This window comes from Allocatelliglobosispora scoriae, from assembly GCF_014204945.1.
Taxonomy (GTDB): Bacteria; Actinomycetota; Actinomycetes; order Mycobacteriales; family Micromonosporaceae; genus Allocatelliglobosispora; species Allocatelliglobosispora scoriae.
The window spans coordinates 453449-469119 of the sequence record NZ_JACHMN010000002.1 but is presented as its reverse complement, the minus strand read 5'-3'; the positions used below and the strand labels follow the sequence as shown (position 1 = coordinate 469119).

Sequence of the window (15671 nt, the reverse complement as noted above, 5' to 3'; positions counted from 1 at the left end):
GGTGGGAGCGTCCGTCACCGCGCCTCGGCGAAGCGCGGGAGCGCTCCCATACCATAGAAGCCATGCTTCACGTTCGTAAAGAGCGTGTTACATGATCTCTTGTCCATCGATACTACGATGGCACGATGCGCGTATTCCTGGCCTACTCCCGCCAGCAGTTCTCCGCAGCCGAGCAGCTCGCGGCGATCCTGACAGCGCAGGGCATCGATGTGTGGTTCGATGCCGAACGGCTCGTCCCCGGAATGGACTGGGCGCACCTCATCGAGGAGGCGATCACCTCCGCCGACGCCATGGTCCTGCTCGCCTCGTCCGACTCGCTGAACTCGCCCCACGTCCACCAGGAGCTCCTCGGTGCGATCGAGGCGCAGGTGCCGGTCCACGCGGCGGTGGTCGAGGCGTGCGATCTCCCCGGTGGTCTCGCCGGCGTCGTCGACCTGCGCCGCCGCTTCGAGAAGCGCGCCGCGACCTTCGGTCGAAACCTCCTCGGGGGGAAGCCGATCCCGCGCGCCTCCAGCCGGGGGATCCGCTACCCCGTACCCATCCTGGTCATCCTCGCCGCGCTCACCGTCAACCTGCTCGCGATCGTCGGCAACCTCGTGCTCTACCCGATCGACCTCGCCATCGAGGAGGTGAGCTGGGACCACATGCAGTGGTGGGAGGCCGCGCGAGGGGTCGCCGCACCGGCCGTCGCGATCGCACTGGCCGCCTATGCCGGGGTCATCCGGCACCGCTTCCGGCGACGGCGGGTGCGGTTCGGACTGCTGCTCGCGGCGCTGCTCACCGGGCTGAGCGTCTACCAGCTCGCGGGCGGCCTGATCAACGCCGTCGTCGAGGCCGCCGACCACGGCAGCCTCGACCGCAACCTGCGGCTCACCGACGCGACCTCGCGCGGCGACGTCTACTTCGCCCTCGCCTCGCTGCTGCTCATCCTGATGAACCTCGCCGCCGTCGGCTGCCTCTGCTTCTCCCGCTCCGTCTTCCGGTGGATACCCGCGGGCGAGGCTCCCGGCTGGCTGCGCCGCCGCGCCCTGCGACCGGCCGGGAACCCCCGTCCGCCCACCACCCGGGTCCGGCGGTCCCAGCGGATCGCGGTCTACCACGCCATCGGCGACACTCCCGTCGCGGAAGAGGTGACGAAGGCCTTCGCCCCCGTCTGGTCGGTCCACGCCAAGGGCGAGCCTGACCTGCGAGTCGTCGTCATCAGCGGCGCGACCTCCTGGGAGTGGGCGCGCGGCCTGCTGCGGTCCGGGCCGTCGGTGGCCGTGCTCGTCGGCAGCGTACGCCCACCGGCCGACGCCGACGAGCTCCAGCTCGTGCAGTGGCTGGACTTCCGCGACGGCGACACCGAGCGGCTGCGCAGCCGGGCCGCCGTGCTCCGGAGCTCGGCGGCGCCCGTCCAGTCGTCGCCGCCCCGGGCGATCGACCGGTTCGCCGCGCCGACCCCGGTGCGCTTCCTCGTCGCCTTCATGATCGCGATGGGCGCCGTACTGGGCAGCTCGGCGATCCTCTCGGTCAGCGTCGTCGCGCCGGAGTCGATGTGGCGCAACATCCAGCACGGCGTGATGCCGACCGTCCCCAACCCGGCCGATCGCCGCTACAACGTGGCCAACCCCAACTACGTCCACGAGACCGCCGCGGACGCCGACCAGCTGCTGCGGATCCGGGCCGGGCTCGCCGCCGTCCTCTGCCCGCTGCTCCTGTGGGGTGCCCGGCGGCTCGGTGCGCGGCGGATCACCCTGACCGGACTGAGTACCCTCGTCCTCTTCAGCGCGATCGTCACCGGAACGTGGCTGTTGCTGGGGTGGCGCAGCGAGGAGCCCGGATCGGGGCTGCTGCTCTTCGAGAGCCTGCTCGCCGCCGGGGTGTTCGTCTACGGCATCGGGAGCGCGCCGCGGCTCGCCGCCTGGCTGCCGGACCAGTGGCCGAGGCGGCGAGCGGGACAGCTGCCCGCGGTCGCGCCGACACTTCTGCGGTTTAGCGTCCCGCTGGCGTTCGGCGCTCTGACGGCCCTCTACATCAGCGGAACGATACTCTGACGGACGAATTCCGTTCCCGAACCCGGGTACCGGCCGGGCGTCATCGCAAAACCCCATTGATCGTCGGGCGTTTGTGCACCTTTGTTGGGCGGCCATACCGCTTGAGGGCGACGAAGTGGCCGCGCGGGCGACGGCGATGAATGGCGGGCGCAATAGCGTGATTGGCGGGTCGCGCGCATCCGCATCGCCTATTGGGGATGAGCGCGGCTCGCCGTTTCCGTCGTTTCTCGGGAAAGGTCACCCCCATGTCGGAGTCATTCCAGGAGTCGAGGCAGCCGGTTCCGGCTGAGCCGTTCCATGGGTTGAGGCAGCCTGTGCCGGTCCCGAGACCACTGCTTGAGCGGCATGCCGGCAAGTTCGTGGCGGTCCTCGCGGTGATCGCCGCGGTCTTCATCCTGCTGTCAGCCGCACTCGGCCTCTTCGGATCCGACGAGAGCGCGAAACAGGGTGAGGCTGCGGACGCCCTGAATGAACGGGTCAGCCGATTGGAGGAGGACAACGCCGCTCTGCGTCGGGAGAACGAGCGCCTCACGGTTCCGGCACCGGACTCTCCGACAAGCTCCGCACCGGATTCTCCGGCAGCCTCGGCCAGCCCTTCCCCGATCAGGTCCGCCGCATCGGTCCGGTGGCAGGGAACGCTGAGGATCACCGGTTCGGGTATGGATCTGGACTCGGTGCCTCCCCGCAGCGGGAGCTCTGGCGGAGACATTCGGCAGTCCTTCTACGGCACAGCCCTGATCACGAACCCCGGGACAGAGGCGGCACTGTGGGAATCCGATGCCGTTCCCACTCGTGACCAATGCGCTCTGCTGACGTCGACTCAGGCATTGGGCGGTTCTACGGTCGCCGAGGAGCCCAGGGCCGGAATGACATTCTGCTTCTTCACGAGAGGAAACAGGTCTTCCTTCCTCAAAATAGTGAAGCTGACCGACGACGGATTCATGGCCGACGTCATCGTGTGGCAGAAGGCGTAGCGGGCGGCGGGCTACGCCGCATCCCCAGCGCGGGCGGTCGTGCCGGCAGGTGCCGCCTGCCGGCGCGACCACCCGATCTCAGCGCTGCTGCAGCACCGCTGGATGCGGAATCAGGGTGTACGCCGCACCCGTTGCGGCCGGTGCCGCGGTGCCGGGGTAGAACGTGCCGACGAGGTCGACCAGGACGTGGGTGTTCCCCGTGGCGTTGTAGACGTTGAACGCGTTGCTCGGGGAGCCGGTGCCCGGCCCGATCGGCGTGATCGCCGCGTTGGCGACCGTCGTCCCGCGGGCTGCGTTGAGGCTGCTGACGTCGGGTCGTCCGGTTTCGTCCGGCGACCACGGCCAGAGCGTGACGAAGGTGTCGGCGGTGGGTGCGACGGCTGCCGCGTTGACCGCGATGGCCCTGGTCTGCGCCGGGATCGACGCGTTCGGGACGCTGACCGTCGCGGCGGTGTTCGGCCCGAGTGCCTTGGTCAGCCCGGTCCCGGTACGGGTGTCGACGATCCTCGTCGGCGTACGCGGCTCGAAACGCAGCCCGTCCGGGAGGGTGCCATCGTCGATGATCGCGACGATGTCGACCAGCACGTGGGTGTCGGCGCTGGTCCAGACCATGATTTGCTGGCGGACGGGCTCACCGCAGATCAGGACGAGGCAGGGGACCGTGCCCACGATGGCCTGGTTGGGCACGACGGAGCCCTTGCGGAAGTTGAGGGTCGAGTGGGTGGGTTGCTCGCCCCAGTCGCCGCTCCACGCCTGCAGGTATCCGTCGGCCGTCGGCGTGACGGCGGTGACGTTGACGACGACCCCGCGGATGTGCGGAGTGATCTCCGGACCGTAGTCGATCAGCACCCGCGCCGCCGCTCCGGCGGGCAGCATCGAGTGCCACGACGTGCGCGTGTCGATCAGGCGCTGCGGTGTGACGGGGTGGAGCTGGCCGCCGACGGCCGCGCCGTCCGGCAGCGGGGTGGCGTCGGCGTAATAGCCAGCGACATCGATCAGGATGTGGGTCGACCCGACCGCGTTGAAGATGTCGATCTTGCCGTCGGTGCCGAGTGCGACGATGACGGAGTTGGCGCGCGTCTCGCCCTTGGCGAAATTGATCGAGGAGGCGTTGGGCCTGGCCGCGCCGGTGGGGAAGACGGTCAGGTAACCGGCGCTGGTCGGCCCGACCACCGTCAGGTTGACCGCCACCGCCGCGACGCCGGTCGTGGGGACACCGCCGGCTCCTCCCACCTGCAGGCGGACCGTGGCGCCGGGCTTCACCACCGCCTTCGGCGCGCCTGTGCCGGTCCGCGTGTCGAGCACACGGCGGGGGAAGAGCGAGTAGTAGGTGCCTTTGGCGTCGAGCATGTCGGCCGTCTGGAGCGGCGAGGAGCCGGGTGCGGCGGCGTACGCCGCCGACACTGATGCGAGTGGGGTGGCCGCGAGCACGAGGGCTCCCACCACCAGGCCACGAAGGATGCGCAACGAAATCCCCGTTCGTCGAGTGTGACAGGTGTTGGGGACCCTATTCGGTCACCGTCGAGCCCGGCAATCAGGCGACAGGCCATCATCTGCGCGGACGGCCCGCCGTCAGGACCGGTCGGCTGCTGCGTCGTCGGCGCAGCCGTAGTACGGCGTATCTGCCCAGGATGCGGACGCGGTGCCAGTGCCCGTACTCGAGCTCGAGCGTCGCCGCGACCGTCTCGCGGAAGGTGAACACCCTGTCCGCGCCGGGTAACAGGATCATCCGCCAGGCGGCGGCCGGCGAGCCCACGGACAGCGCCCATCGCTGGTGATCGCGGTACCTCGCGGACGTCTCGTCGATGTCGGCCTCGGAGTCGTATCCGTCGCGCAGCGCCCGGTGGGCATAGGCGATCGCCGCCGTCAGGCTGCCCGCCTCGGTGAACCAGCGCTGCGATTCCTGTGCCACCCCACCGGATCTGGCCGTGCCGCTCGCCACGGCGGCGAGGCTCGTCGTGAGGTCGGTGTGACGTCGGAACAGGTGCACACCGGCCGCCTGCTCAGGGCGGCCCAGCCGCGCCGCCGCCCGCGCCGCCAGCCGCCCGCCGAGCCATCGCAGATCCGGGGTGCGGGCCATATGCTCCACGACCCGGGCCTGCGTCTCGGCGAGCAGCCATGCGTCGTCGGGGCGTCCCCGCCGGGCCGCCACGGCCCGGTGCCGCTCCAACCACAGGTAGGCCGGGAGGAGGCGGCCCTGCGCCCACAGGCAGGCGCCGATCCGTTCCGCTCGGAGTGCGGGGCTGATGCCGACCGGCAGATCGGCGCGTTGCCACATCCGCCGCAGCGTGCTCCAGCGGCCCTGCTCCCACAGGACCTCGGAGGTGGACAGCCACCTGTCGGCGTCGCCGATCCCGTCGAGGTCGCCCTCGTGCAGCATCCGGTCCACCTCGACCGGAATTCCCAGCTCCCGGAAGAGCGCGAAGGTGGCCGTGCGGCGTTGCGCCGAGGTGGTGTCGGACACGATCCGCCGAGGGCTGCGCACGGTGGCCTCGGGTGCCTCGACCGGCAGTCCCCAGGCCGTGGCGAGGTGCGAGAGCAGGACCTGTGTCGGTCCGCAGAGGTAGCGCACCCGGGCCCCGGCGGCGGCCAGCCTGCGGCCGAGCCGCGGCTCGGCCGCAGGCCCGGGCTGTGCCAGGTGCCAGGCGTGCTCGTGGTGGTGGGCGAGCCACACCACCTCCCGCCCGGCCAGCCGATCACCGGCGAGCCCGTCGAAGGCGACATCGACGTCGAAGAAGTCGCCGCCGCTGTAACCGACCATGACCGTGAGCGGTCGGGCGGCGACGAGGCCGACCAGTTCATCGGCGTAGGCGGGGCCGAAGCCTGCCTGGATGCGGTCGAGTGTCGCGCCGAGCTCCGCCACGCTCGTCCCGGCGGTCAGCCGGCCGTGGAAGTGCTCGACCGAAGCCGGCGGCTCGGTCGCGTACCTGGCCTGGAACGCATCCTCCACACAGGAGTCGAAGTTGGCGGTGACGTGCTTCCCGCCTGCGGCGATGTGCTCCGCGAAGAAAGCGTGGTTCCAGTTGGGGACCGCCTCGCGCACATCGGCGAGCACGTCGTGCGCCCGCGTGCCCAACCGCCGCAGCGCGACCCCGAGCACCGTCTCCAGCCGCGGCGGCCGGACTCCGTCCGGTCCCGCCCGATCGCAGATCTCCGGGGAGAGCCAGCCGGCCCGGCGATGATGGCCGAGGACGACATCTAGCGCGCCGGGGTCGAAGAAGGACTCGAAGGCGCGGTTGGTCAGCTCCCACCCGGTCGGCAGGCTGCTGGGCCCCACCATCGAGATCCCGGCACCGGACCAGAAGAGGACGTCGGCCGGCGATGCGTCGAAGAGCTCCCCGACCAGATCTGCCGGGACGGGTCCGGGCACGGCGTTCGGCATGCCGCCAGGCTACTCATCGCGTACCAGGCTGTAGCCGATCCTCACTCCGAGGTGTCGGCGATGAGCTGGTAGAGGAAGTGGTCCTGCCAGGCGCCGGCGATGCTGAGGTACTTCGGCGCCATGCCGAAGCGCACGAAACCGTTGCGCTCCAGCACTCGCTGCGAGCCCGTGTTGTGCAGCAGCGTGCCCGCCTGAATGCGGTGCAGCCCCAGCTCGCCGAACGCGACCCGGACGATCTCCCGCACCGCGGCCGAGGCCACCCCGCGCCCGTTGTCGGCGTGGCCGACCCAATAGCCGAGGTGGCACGACTGGAACGGCCCCCGCACGATGTCGTTGAGCGTGATCCGCCCGACGACGCGCTCGCCGTCGACGATGACATGCGGCACGGTCATGCCCTGCTCATGCCGGTCGAGCGCGGTCGCGATCTCCGCGTGCTGCGCCTCGACGGTGAAGTAGTCGTCGGTCCTGGCCGGTTCCCACGGCGCGAGGAAGTCCCGGTTCGCGAGCCGGAGCGCGGTCAGGGCCGGGATGTCACCGAGCGCGACGAGTCGAGTGCTGATACCCACTCGCCCATGATCCCACCCCCGGCGCATCGAACGTCGGCATGATCGCTTTGCTTCCGGGAAATGGCGCGGTCATGCCGCGGCGGAGTACGCGACCGGCGTCGTCATGCGGCGGGTATGGTCCACCGTCCGCTCCTCGCCGGTCAGGTCCAGGCGGACCGTGTGGCGCACCTCGGAGCTCGACGCGCACAGGCGCAGCTCCAGCTCGCCGGGCTCGACGACGCGGTGCCCCGCCAGACCGGTGAACGACGAGAGGTCGGCGTGCACCGTGAAGGCCACGGTCACCGCCTCCTGCGGGGCGAGCGCCACCTTGGCGTACCCGATGAGGCGGGTGACGGGGCGGGTGACCTGGGCCACCGGGTCGTGGAGATAGAGCTGGACCACCTCGCTTCCAGCCCGCGCGCCGGTGTTGCGCACCCGCACCGAGAGCGTCACCTCGCCGTCGGTGGGGCAGGTCGGGCTGCTCAGCTCGACGTCGTCCCAGGCGAAGCTCGTGTAGGACAGGCCGTGGCCGAAGGGGAACAGCGGCGTCGGGTCCACTGTGCTCACCGGGCTCGCGTGGGCGAGAGCCGGTGCGAGGTAGGTGTAGGGCTGGCCGCCGGGGGTGCGCGGGACGCTGACCGGGCTGCGGCCCGACGGGTTGACCCGGCCGCTGAGGACACCGGCCACGGCCGGACCGCCCTCCTCGCCGGGGAAATAGGCCTGGACGATCGCGGCGAGCCGGTCGGCGTAGGCACCCAGCGCGTAGGGGCGGCCGGAGAGCAGCACCAGCACGGTGGGGGTGCCGTCGGCGAGCGCGTCGAGAAGTACCCGCTCCTGGTCGCCCGGCAGGCGCAGGTCGGCGGCGTCGGAGCCCTCGCCGGAGGTGCCCGCGCCGAAGAGTCCGGAGTGGTCGCCGAGCACGACCACGCGTACGTCGGCGCTCCAGGCCGTCGTGGTGACCTGGGGCAGCTCGGCCCGCAGCGCGTCGAGCAGCGTGGGGATCTCGACGCCGATCGGGGTGCCCTCGTGGTGGATGCCGACGTGCCGGGGGAAGGTGTAGCAGCCGAGCATGGCGTGCGGGTCGTCGGCGAAGGGGCCGGTCACCGCGACCGTGGCATCGGGACGCAGCGGCAGGGTGCCGTCGTTGGCGAGCAGCACGACCGACGCCTCGGCGAGCTGACGGGCCAGCGCCCGGCCGGCGGGCGGGTCGAGATCGATCCGCTCCGCGGTCGTCGCCGTCGGTGTCCACTGCGGATCGAGCAGGCCCAGCTCGCACTTCTGCCGCAGGACACGGCGGGCGGCCCGGTCGATCAGCGCCTCGTCGACGGCGCCTGCGTCGAGCGCCGCGAGCAGGGGAGCGCCGAAGCACTGGACGGTCGGCAGCTCCACGTCGACTCCGGCGCGCAGGGCGAGGCGGGCGGCGTCACCGCGATCGGCGGCGACGTGGTGCGAGTTGTGCAGGAAGGTGACGCCGAAGTAGTCGGCGACGACCGTGCCGGTGAAGCCCCAGGTGTCGCGCAGAATGCCGGTCAGCAGGCCCTCGTGCGCGGCGGCGGGGACGCCGTCGAGCTCGGCGTAGGAGTGCATCACGCTGCGGGCGCCGCCGTCACGGACCGCGAGCTCGAACGGGGGCAGGAACACGTCGGCGAACTCGCGCGGCCCCACGCCGACGGGGCCGAAGTTGCGCCCCGCCCGGGAGCCGGAGTAGCCGGCGAAGTGCTTGAGGGTGGCGATGATCCCGGCCGTCTCCAGGCCCCGGACATAGGCGGTGCCGACGGTCGCGACCAGGTACGGGTCCTCGCCGATCGTCTCCTCCGTGCGGCCCCAGCGCGGATCCCGGGTCACGTCGAGCACCGGCGCCAGGCCCTGGTGGATGCCGAGCCCGCGCATTGTCTCGCCGATCATCGTCGCCATCCGCTCGACGAGGGCGGGGTCGAAGGCGGCGCCCCAGGCGAGCGGCGACGGGAAGATGGTGGCCCCGAGCGAGGTGAAGCCGTTGAGGCACTCCTCATGGGCGACGGCCGGGATGCCGAAGCGGCCTGCCGCGACGACCTCGGCCTGGATGACGGCGAGCTGCCGAGCACCGACCGCCGCGTCGATGGGGGCGGTGCCGAAGGGCCTGGTGATCTGGCCCAGGCCGAGGGGGAGCAGCCGGTCCCAGTCGAGCGGGTCGATCAGCTCGTGCTGGAAGGGCGCGACCTCGCCCGAGTCGGTCGGGTCCGCGCCGATCCAGACACCGTAGAGCTGCGCGACCTTCTCCGCCAGGGTCATCCGGGCGAGCAGGTCCTCGACCCGGTCCACGGGGTCGCGGGACGGGTCGCGCCAGACGGCGGCGTCAAGCCCGGTGTCATCGGTCAGCATCGGCGCATCCGTCCTGTAGGGAACAAGTTCCGGAAGTCGGGTGGAAGTTTTCCAGCACGTGGTGCCGAAGAATAGCACTTTCGATGTCCGTTAAGCGCCTGTGTCGGAACGATTACCGGACCGAAACTTTCGGGACACTCGCGGAGGACATATTGCTCCACTGTGGATTCGAAATCGGAGGATGTGCGGTCCTTCGAGGGTCCGTATGCTGGCCCGGAACGTGATCAACACACGGGCGGCCGGAGGGAATTGCTGTGCAGCAGACAGTGAGCGCGCGCAAAGTCGATCGGGGCGACCCCGAGACGGCCTGCCCGGTCGAGCAGGGTCCGGACGGCGTCTGGCGGGTCCGCGGCTACGAGGCGGGTCGGGCGGCGTTGCGCAGCACCGATACCCGGCAGGCAGGGCTCGGGATCGAGACGATCGAGAAGCTCCCGGCGAAGATCCGCCGCCCCGTGCTCTACCGTGACGGGCCCGAGCACCGCGGGCACCGGCGGCGGACCGCCCGCTACTTCACCGCGCGCCGGGTCGACGAGCACTACCGCGACCTGATGGTGCGCATCGCCGAGGAGCAGCTCGACCGGCTCCGCCGGGACGGCACCGCGCACCTCTCCGAGCTCAGCTTCGCCCTGGCGATCGACGTCACCAAGGCGGTCATCGGGCTCACCGACAGCAGGCCCGGCACCGCCCGGCGGCTGGAGCGCTTCTTCCCGGAGAAGTTCGGCAAGCCCGGCTTCACCAGCTTCAGCGGCGTCTACTGGTTCTTCCGGCAGAACTTCTCCTGGCTCGCCGTCTACTTCGGCGACGTGCGCCCAGCCGTGCGGGTCCGCCGCCGTGAGAGCCGTGACGACCTCATCTCCCACCTGATCGAGGAAGGCTGCTCCAACAGCGAGATCCTCGGCGAGTGCCTCACCTTCGCCGCAGCGGGCATGGTCACCACCAGGGAGTTCATCAACGTCGCCGCCTGGCACCTCTTCAGCGACGAGGGGCTGCGGGAGCGCTATCTCGCCGCCGAGGAGCCGGCCCGCTTCGCGATCCTCCACGAGCTGCTCCGGCTCGAACCGGTCATCGGCAACCTCAAGCGGCGGACCACCGCGCCGGTCGAGCTGCCCGGTGCCGACGGTCCCGTCGTCATCCCGGCCGGCGCGCTGATCGACGTCGCGGTCACGGCGGCCAATGTCGATCCCCACGCGGTCGGGGACGCGCCCCTCGCGGTCTGCCCGGCTCGTCCTCTCGCGGAGGGTACGAGCACAGCCGGCCTCTCCTTCGGCGACGGCCCGCACAAGTGCCCCGGCGCCCACGTCGCGATCCAGGAGTCGGACATCTTCCTGCACCGCCTCTTCTCCATCGGCAACCTGCGGATGCAGACCCCGCCCCGGGTCTCCATCAACGAGGAGATCTCCGGTTACGAGTTGCGCGGGATGGTTGTCACACTCGACCGATAGTGTTCGGTGATGATCGGCCGACTGCACTCCATCATCGTCGACTGCCCGGACGCACCCGCCCTGGCCTCGTTCTACGCCGAGCTGACCGGGTTCACGGTCCGCGATTCCGGCGCCGCCTGGGCCACATTGGAGGACGCGGGCGGGTTACCGCGCCTGTGCTTCCAGACGATCGACGACTTCCGCCCGCCGCGGTGGCCGGACCCGGCGCATCCGCAGCAGTCCCACCTCGACATCGATGTGGACGACATCGGCGTCGCGGAGCCGCGGGTGCTGGCGCTCGGGGCGACGCTGCTGCGCGGCGGTGGCGGTGGCAAGACCGGCTTCCGGGTCTACGCCGACCCGGCGGGCCATCCCTTCTGCCTCATCTGGGGCCAGGCCTAGGCGTCGGCCCGGCCGAGCGCCAGCGCCGCCTGGACGATGCGGATCGCCTCCTCCACGTCGATGCCGACGCTGGCGATGACCGCCGCGTAGTCGGCGGCGGCCTGGCGTGCCCGTTCCCGACCTGCCTCGCCGGAGGCCGAGACGAACGATCCGGACCGGCCGCGGGTCTCGATCAGCCCGGCCTCCTCCAGCTCCCGGTAGGCCCGGCCGACCGTGTTGACGGCGAGGCCGAGGTCGGCGGCGAGGCTGCGGATCGTCGGCAGCCGCGCGCCCACGGCGAGCGCGCGGCTCTGGATCTGCTGGGCGAGCTGGGCACGGAGCTGCTCGAACGGCGGCACGGGCGAGGCCGTGTCGATGACGATCATTGCGAGATCATCGCCTGCCGAGCCATGGCGACGCTGGTCGGACTCCTCTTCTGGAGCAGGATGAGGCCGATCAGGCCCAGCGCGATCGAGGCGATCGCGGCGACGTTCCACCAGCCGGGGGCGGTACCGAAGATCAGCACCATCGGCAGCGTCCACGCCAGGTGCGGTGCGGTGAGCTCCCGCGCGTCCTCGACCCGCATCACCACGTCGGCCGTCAGCGACAGCTCGTCCTCGGCCACGACGGGGCGTGCGAGCAGGGCGCGAAGCTGCACCACGTTGCCGACGGTCACGCTGATGAGGCCGACCAGCAGGATGAGGGCGGCGTAACGCACGGTGGAATCACCGACGATCAGGGCACCCACGGCCAGCAACGCGGCAGCGGCGAAGGTGGCGGCGGCGAATACGGCGTAGGGGAGGCCGAGCAGCGCGCGCCAGCCCGGTTTGAGCGGGTGGGCCGCTCGGCGGGACAGCGTCGCCGCGGCCCGCCGGTCGACGCGGCGCACCCACCGGTCCACCATCGACCGGCCGAGCAGCAGGATCACCATGCCCGCCGCCAGGAACAGCAGCGGCGCAGCCCGGTGCGGCTGGAAACCACCCAACGCCGAGGTGGGGAGCCTTTCGTAGGTCAGCGCGAGTGCGGCGACGATGATCAGCGCGGCGAGGATGAGGCTGTCGGCGATGCGGGCGCGTCTGCGGACCGCCAGGCGCATCGCCAGCATCGGTGTGGGCTGGGCGTCGGTGAGGCCTCGCTCGGTCAGCCAGGCGCCCGCCTGCTGAAGCTCTGATGGCGATATGCCGGTCGACATGATGCCCTCCCCAATGTCGCAATGTTTGTCTCAATATAGTGAGTCAAACATTGCGACAAAGTCAACGCTTCGCCGGTAGCGGAATGGGTGGGCGCCGAGACGGTCCGTCAGGCAGGCTTGACGGCATGAGCCTCGTGGACAGCGTTGAGAAGGAATTCACCCTGCAGACGGCGGTCACCCGCTATGACGAGCTGCGGATGCGCGACGCCCTGGCGCTGCAGCCGCTCTCGGCCGACGACGCGCTTCAGATGCTCGCGCTCGGCGAGGTGATCGCGCGCAAGGCGGGATACGGCCGCCAGCTCTCGGTCCGCAGTGCCCGGGCCGCCGGTGCCTCGTGGGCGCAGATCGGTGCCGCGCTGGGGATGAGCAAGCAGTCGGCGTGGGAGTCGCACGCCAGGTGGATCTCCGAGCAGGCGGAGCAGCACCGGCGTACCGGCCTGGAAGGCTTCGACGCCGAGCAGGAGGCGGCGGCGCGCGACCTCGCGGGCGGCAGCGACGAGGCCTGACTACTGGAACCGCTGGACGAACCGGCGCTGCCAGGGTGTCTCGACCGCGCTGGAGGCGTAGCCCGCCCGCACGTAGGCGACCGCCTCCGGCCCGGGCACCCCGTCGAGCACGGCGAGGCAGGCGAGCGCCGTGCCGGTCCGCCCGCGCCCGCCGGCACAGGCGACCTCCACACGCTCGGACGCGGATCTGGCCAGCGCCTCGCGCAGCGCCTCGGCGGTCGCCTCCCGGTCCGACGGCAGCCGGAAGTCCGGCCAGCGCAGCCAGCGGGACTCCCAGGCGACGGCGGGCGGTTCGTAACCAAGCAGGTAGAGCGCGAACTCGGGCACGGGGCCGGACGGCAGCGGCTTGCTCAGCCCTCGGCCCCGGACGAGCCGGCCCGACGGCAGGCGCAGCACGCCCGGCGCCGCGGGATCCCAGGTCGCGTTCACGCCCCGAGCGTAGCGTCCGATCAGGTAGGAGCGTCCGTATCATCGCGGTGGTGATGAGGGAACCGCTGATCAACTGGGCCGGCAACGTCACCTACCGGGCGGCGCGGGTGCACCGCCCGACGAGCCTCGACGAGCTGCGACGCGTCGTGGCGGGCGCCGAGCGGCTCCGGGCCTTCGGCACCGGGCACTCGTTCAACCGGCTCGCCGACTCCGACGCAGAGATGGTGAGCGTCGCCGGGTTGCCGGGCGGGATCGAGCTCGACACTGCGGGCGGTGCGGTCCGCGTACCGGCCGGGGTTCGGTATGGGGAGCTCGCGACCTGGCTGGACGCGGCCGGATTCGCCCTGCGCAACCTGGCGTCGCTGCCGCACATCTCCGTCGCCGGAGCGGTCGCGACCGGCACGCACGGGTCCGGGGTCGGCAACGGCAACCTCGCCACCGCCGTCACCGGCATCGAGCTGGTCCGGGCCGACGGGGAGCTCGCGACGCTGCGGCGGGGCGACGACGGGTTCGCCGGTGCGGTGGTGTCGCTCGGTGCGCTGGGCGTGGTGACCGCGCTGACGCTGGAGATCGTGCCGACCTATCAGGTCCGGCAGCTCGTCTACGAGGACCTGCCGCAGGCGGCCTTCGTGGAGAACTTCGACGAGGTGATGTCGGCTGCATACAGCGTGAGCGCCTTCACGAGCTGGTCGGGACCGGTGATCGACCAGGTCTGGCGTAAGCACGTCGACGTGCCGGAGATCGAGGAGTCCTGGTGGGGCGGGCATCCGGCGGCCGAGGCCCGGCATCCGATCGCGACGGTGGCGGCCGACGCCTGCACCGAGCAGTTCGGGGTGCCCGGCCCGTGGCACGAGCGGTTGCCGCACTTCCGGCTGGAATTCACCCCGAGCGCGGGCGACGAGCTGCAGACGGAGTATTTCGTGGACCGGGCCGACGCCGCCACGGCGCTGCGGGCACTGGACGGGTGCCGCGAGCTGATCGCACCGATCCTGCAGGTCTCGGAGATCCGCACCATCGCCGCCGACGACCTGTGGCTCAGCCCGTGCGAGGGGCGTGACAGCGTCGCGATCCACTTCACCTGGGTACGCGACGCCGCCGCCGTCGAGGCGGTCCTGCCGGTGCTGGAGGAGGTGCTCGCGCCGCTGGCGGCCCGGCCGCACTGGGGGAAGGTCTTCACGATGGCGCCCGAGGTGGTGCGGGAGCGGTACCGTCGGATCACAGACTTCGATGCGCTCGTCCGCGATCTCGACCCGGCCGGGAAATTCCGCAACGAGTTCCTCGACCGATACCTGGGTTGAAACGACGGCCCGACGGCACGGTTCCTACGGATTCGACGCACCATACCTGCTGCTCATTCCGCTTGCGCCCGTCACTCTGGGCGGCACGGCGTGACGGGTATCCTGCTGCGGTGACGCAGGCGGGTCGGGTGCGGCCGGCTGGGATCCGGCAGGTCGCGGCTGCCGCCGGGGTGTCGGAGTCGACGGTCAGCAATGTGCTGAACAATCCGCAGGTGGTGGCACCCGAGACCCGGCTGCGGGTGGAGCGGGTCATGGCCGAGATCGGCTTCGTGCGCAACCGTGCCGCCGGGCAGCTCCGCGGTGCCACGAGCACCGTCGTCGGCAGCGTCGTGCTCGATGCCGCCAACGTCTTCTTCGCCGAGGTGGCCCGGGGCCATGTCGGTGGTCGGCTACGACGACGCCTTCTTCGCCTCGGAGCTGTCGCCGGCGCTGACGACGGTGCGGCAGCCGACATACCAGCTGGGCCGGACCGCGGCGGAGTTGCTGCTCGCGGAAGTGCAGCCCGGCCACCGTCACGCCGAGCTGCTCTTCCGTCCGGAGCTGGTGGTGCGGAGGTCAACGGCACCACCAGCACTTCGTCAAGCGAAACGACTGTTGGCCTTGGGCTTCTTCGGCGGCAGGTGCCCCCACGCGTGGTGGACGGGGTCGCCGTTGTAGCTGCGGCGGAAGCCCTCCTCCTGCAGTTCCTGTCCGGGCGGCCCGACCCGGCCGTAGAGCGCGGCGATGAGCAGGACGCTACCGATGACGAAGGAGACCGCCGCCGCACCCACGTCGTAGTTGAGGAAGTTGGCCGGTGTCCGCGAGATCGCCATCATCCCCAGGCCGAAGACGATGAAGACGCCGGACGCGACGAAGTTGATGGCGCGGTCCACGTTGCGCCCCACGATCACCCCGACGAGGATGATGATGCCCGCGACGAGCGAGAGCAGGGCAAATGCCGTGTTGGTACGCAGACCCAGGGCCGTGATGTCCCCGTCGCCGAAGAACGGGTGCCCGCGACTGTGCGCGAGGCCGACGACGCCGAATCCGATCAGGTAAACCCCGGTTGCCCCGGCGAGCGTCCGGAAGAGCGGGCGGAGCCGGTGGTTGACGGGCAGGTGCGTGCTCATGTCCTCAGCGTGCGCCTCGTTCGGCCCCGAGGTGGCC

The 15671-nt window shown here is 71.1% G+C and carries 15 protein-coding genes and 1 pseudogene; 8 read left to right on the top strand and 8 right to left on the bottom strand.

Going from position 1 to position 15671, the window contains the following annotated elements:
• Positions 1 to 125: 125 nt before the first annotated feature.
• Both F4553_RS08105 and F4553_RS08100 read left to right on the top strand, forming a co-directional pair.
• Positions 126 to 2036: a toll/interleukin-1 receptor domain-containing protein gene (locus tag F4553_RS08105; RefSeq protein WP_184834079.1), complete on the top strand. Its 1911-nt coding sequence runs from the start codon at positions 126 to 128 to the stop codon at positions 2034 to 2036.
• Positions 2037 to 2281: 245 nt separating this feature from the next.
• The gene (locus tag F4553_RS08100) at positions 2282 to 3010 is read left to right on the top strand and encodes a hypothetical protein (protein ID WP_184834077.1); all 729 of its coding nucleotides are present in this window, start codon (positions 2282 to 2284) and stop codon (positions 3008 to 3010) included.
• A gap of 78 nt (positions 3011 to 3088) precedes the next feature.
• Here F4553_RS08100 and F4553_RS08095 read toward each other — a convergent pair whose 3' ends face one another.
• From F4553_RS08095 to F4553_RS08080, 4 genes are all read right to left on the bottom strand, one after another.
• Positions 3089 to 4477 carry a hypothetical protein gene (locus F4553_RS08095; RefSeq protein ID WP_184834075.1) on the bottom strand — a complete coding sequence of 463 codons (1389 nt, stop codon included), beginning with the start codon at positions 4475 to 4477 and terminating at the stop codon, positions 3089 to 3091.
• A gap of 82 nt (positions 4478 to 4559) precedes the next feature.
• Positions 4560 to 6392, bottom strand: a complete 1833-nt coding sequence (locus tag F4553_RS41765) for a hypothetical protein (protein ID WP_184834073.1) — start codon at positions 6390 to 6392, stop codon at positions 4560 to 4562.
• A 41-nt stretch (positions 6393 to 6433) separates the two neighbouring features.
• Positions 6434 to 6985, bottom strand: coding sequence for a GNAT family N-acetyltransferase (locus F4553_RS08085; protein WP_221469814.1), 552 nt, complete (start codon positions 6983 to 6985; stop codon positions 6434 to 6436).
• A gap of 42 nt (positions 6986 to 7027) precedes the next feature.
• On the bottom strand, positions 7028 to 9298 hold the full coding sequence (locus F4553_RS08080) for a beta-xylosidase/alpha-l-arabinosidase (RefSeq protein WP_184834071.1): 2271 nt from the start codon (positions 9296 to 9298) through the stop codon (positions 7028 to 7030).
• A gap of 266 nt (positions 9299 to 9564) precedes the next feature.
• Between F4553_RS08080 and F4553_RS42295 the strand changes: the two genes are divergently transcribed.
• Together F4553_RS42295 and F4553_RS08070 are read left to right on the top strand one after the other, a co-directional pair.
• Positions 9565 to 10740, top strand: coding sequence for a cytochrome P450 (locus F4553_RS42295; protein ID WP_184834069.1), 1176 nt, complete (start codon positions 9565 to 9567; stop codon positions 10738 to 10740).
• Positions 10741 to 10749: 9 nt separating this feature from the next.
• Positions 10750 to 11121: a VOC family protein gene (locus F4553_RS08070; RefSeq protein ID WP_184834067.1), complete on the top strand. Its 372-nt coding sequence runs from the start codon at positions 10750 to 10752 to the stop codon at positions 11119 to 11121.
• Here the strand turns inward: F4553_RS08070 and F4553_RS08065 are convergent.
• Both F4553_RS08065 and F4553_RS08060 read right to left on the bottom strand, forming a co-directional pair.
• Positions 11118 to 11486 carry a GntR family transcriptional regulator gene (locus F4553_RS08065; RefSeq protein ID WP_184834065.1) on the bottom strand — a complete coding sequence of 123 codons (369 nt, stop codon included), beginning with the start codon at positions 11484 to 11486 and terminating at the stop codon, positions 11118 to 11120. The genes F4553_RS08070 and F4553_RS08065 overlap by 4 nt on opposite strands.
• Positions 11483 to 12292, bottom strand: coding sequence for a hypothetical protein (locus F4553_RS08060; protein WP_184834063.1), 810 nt, complete (start codon positions 12290 to 12292; stop codon positions 11483 to 11485). Before F4553_RS08060 ends, F4553_RS08065 begins: the two co-directional genes overlap by 4 nt.
• Positions 12293 to 12417: 125 nt before the next feature.
• On the opposite strand from F4553_RS08060, the gene F4553_RS08055 reads away from it, so the two are divergent.
• Positions 12418 to 12798, top strand: a complete 381-nt coding sequence (locus F4553_RS08055) for a hypothetical protein (protein WP_184834061.1) — start codon at positions 12418 to 12420, stop codon at positions 12796 to 12798.
• On the opposite strand, the gene F4553_RS08050 is transcribed toward F4553_RS08055, so the two are convergent.
• Positions 12799 to 13227 (bottom strand): protein-tyrosine phosphatase family protein, encoded by a 429-nt coding sequence (locus F4553_RS08050; RefSeq protein WP_184834059.1) that lies wholly within the window; start codon positions 13225 to 13227, stop codon positions 12799 to 12801. It lies immediately after the preceding gene.
• Positions 13228 to 13280: 53 nt separating this feature from the next.
• Here F4553_RS08050 and F4553_RS08045 point away from each other — a divergent pair, with 53 nt between their 5' ends.
• From F4553_RS08045 to F4553_RS42905, 3 genes and pseudogenes are all read left to right on the top strand, one after another.
• Complete coding sequence (locus tag F4553_RS08045; protein WP_184840520.1) at positions 13281 to 14525, top strand: FAD-binding protein; 1245 nt, start codon at positions 13281 to 13283, stop codon at positions 14523 to 14525.
• Between the two features lie 110 nt (positions 14526 to 14635).
• Positions 14636 to 14791: pseudogene (locus tag F4553_RS40780) on the top strand (LacI family DNA-binding transcriptional regulator); the annotation flags it as partial.
• A 70-nt stretch (positions 14792 to 14861) separates the two neighbouring features.
• Positions 14862 to 15182, top strand: a complete 321-nt coding sequence (locus F4553_RS42905; RefSeq protein ID WP_376776197.1) for a substrate-binding domain-containing protein — start codon at positions 14862 to 14864, stop codon at positions 15180 to 15182.
• Here F4553_RS42905 and F4553_RS08035 read toward each other — a convergent pair.
• Positions 15104 to 15634, bottom strand: a complete 531-nt coding sequence (locus F4553_RS08035; RefSeq protein WP_184834057.1) for a DUF4383 domain-containing protein — start codon at positions 15632 to 15634, stop codon at positions 15104 to 15106. The two genes, F4553_RS42905 and F4553_RS08035, sit on opposite strands and share 79 nt — an antisense overlap.
• Between the last annotated feature and the right edge of the window lie 37 nt (positions 15635 to 15671).

Bases quoted from the DNA above. Each gene is read 5' to 3' on its own strand.
- F4553_RS08105 (WP_184834079.1), top strand. From the start codon at position 126: ATGCGCGTATTCCTGGCCTACTCCCGCCAGCAGTTCTCCGCAGCCGAG.
- F4553_RS08100 (WP_184834077.1), top strand. From the start codon at position 2,282: ATGTCGGAGTCATTCCAGGAGTCGAGGCAGCCGGTTCCGGCTGAGCCG.
- F4553_RS41765 (WP_184834073.1), bottom strand. From the start codon at position 6,392: ATGCCGAACGCCGTGCCCGGACCCGTCCCGGCAGATCTGGTCGGGGAG.
- F4553_RS08085 (WP_221469814.1), bottom strand. From the start codon at position 6,985: ATGCGCCGGGGGTGGGATCATGGGCGAGTGGGTATCAGCACTCGACTC.
- F4553_RS08080 (WP_184834071.1), bottom strand. From the start codon at position 9,298: ATGCTGACCGATGACACCGGGCTTGACGCCGCCGTCTGGCGCGACCCG.
- F4553_RS08070 (WP_184834067.1), top strand. From the start codon at position 10,750: ATGATCGGCCGACTGCACTCCATCATCGTCGACTGCCCGGACGCACCC.
- F4553_RS08065 (WP_184834065.1), bottom strand. From the start codon at position 11,486: ATGATCGTCATCGACACGGCCTCGCCCGTGCCGCCGTTCGAGCAGCTC.
- F4553_RS08060 (WP_184834063.1), bottom strand. From the start codon at position 12,292: ATGTCGACCGGCATATCGCCATCAGAGCTTCAGCAGGCGGGCGCCTGG.
- F4553_RS08055 (WP_184834061.1), top strand. From the start codon at position 12,418: ATGAGCCTCGTGGACAGCGTTGAGAAGGAATTCACCCTGCAGACGGCG.
- F4553_RS08045 (WP_184840520.1), top strand. From the start codon at position 13,281: ATGAGGGAACCGCTGATCAACTGGGCCGGCAACGTCACCTACCGGGCG.
- F4553_RS42905 (WP_376776197.1), top strand. From the start codon at position 14,862: ATGCCGCCAACGTCTTCTTCGCCGAGGTGGCCCGGGGCCATGTCGGTG.
- F4553_RS08035 (WP_184834057.1), bottom strand. From the start codon at position 15,634: ATGAGCACGCACCTGCCCGTCAACCACCGGCTCCGCCCGCTCTTCCGG.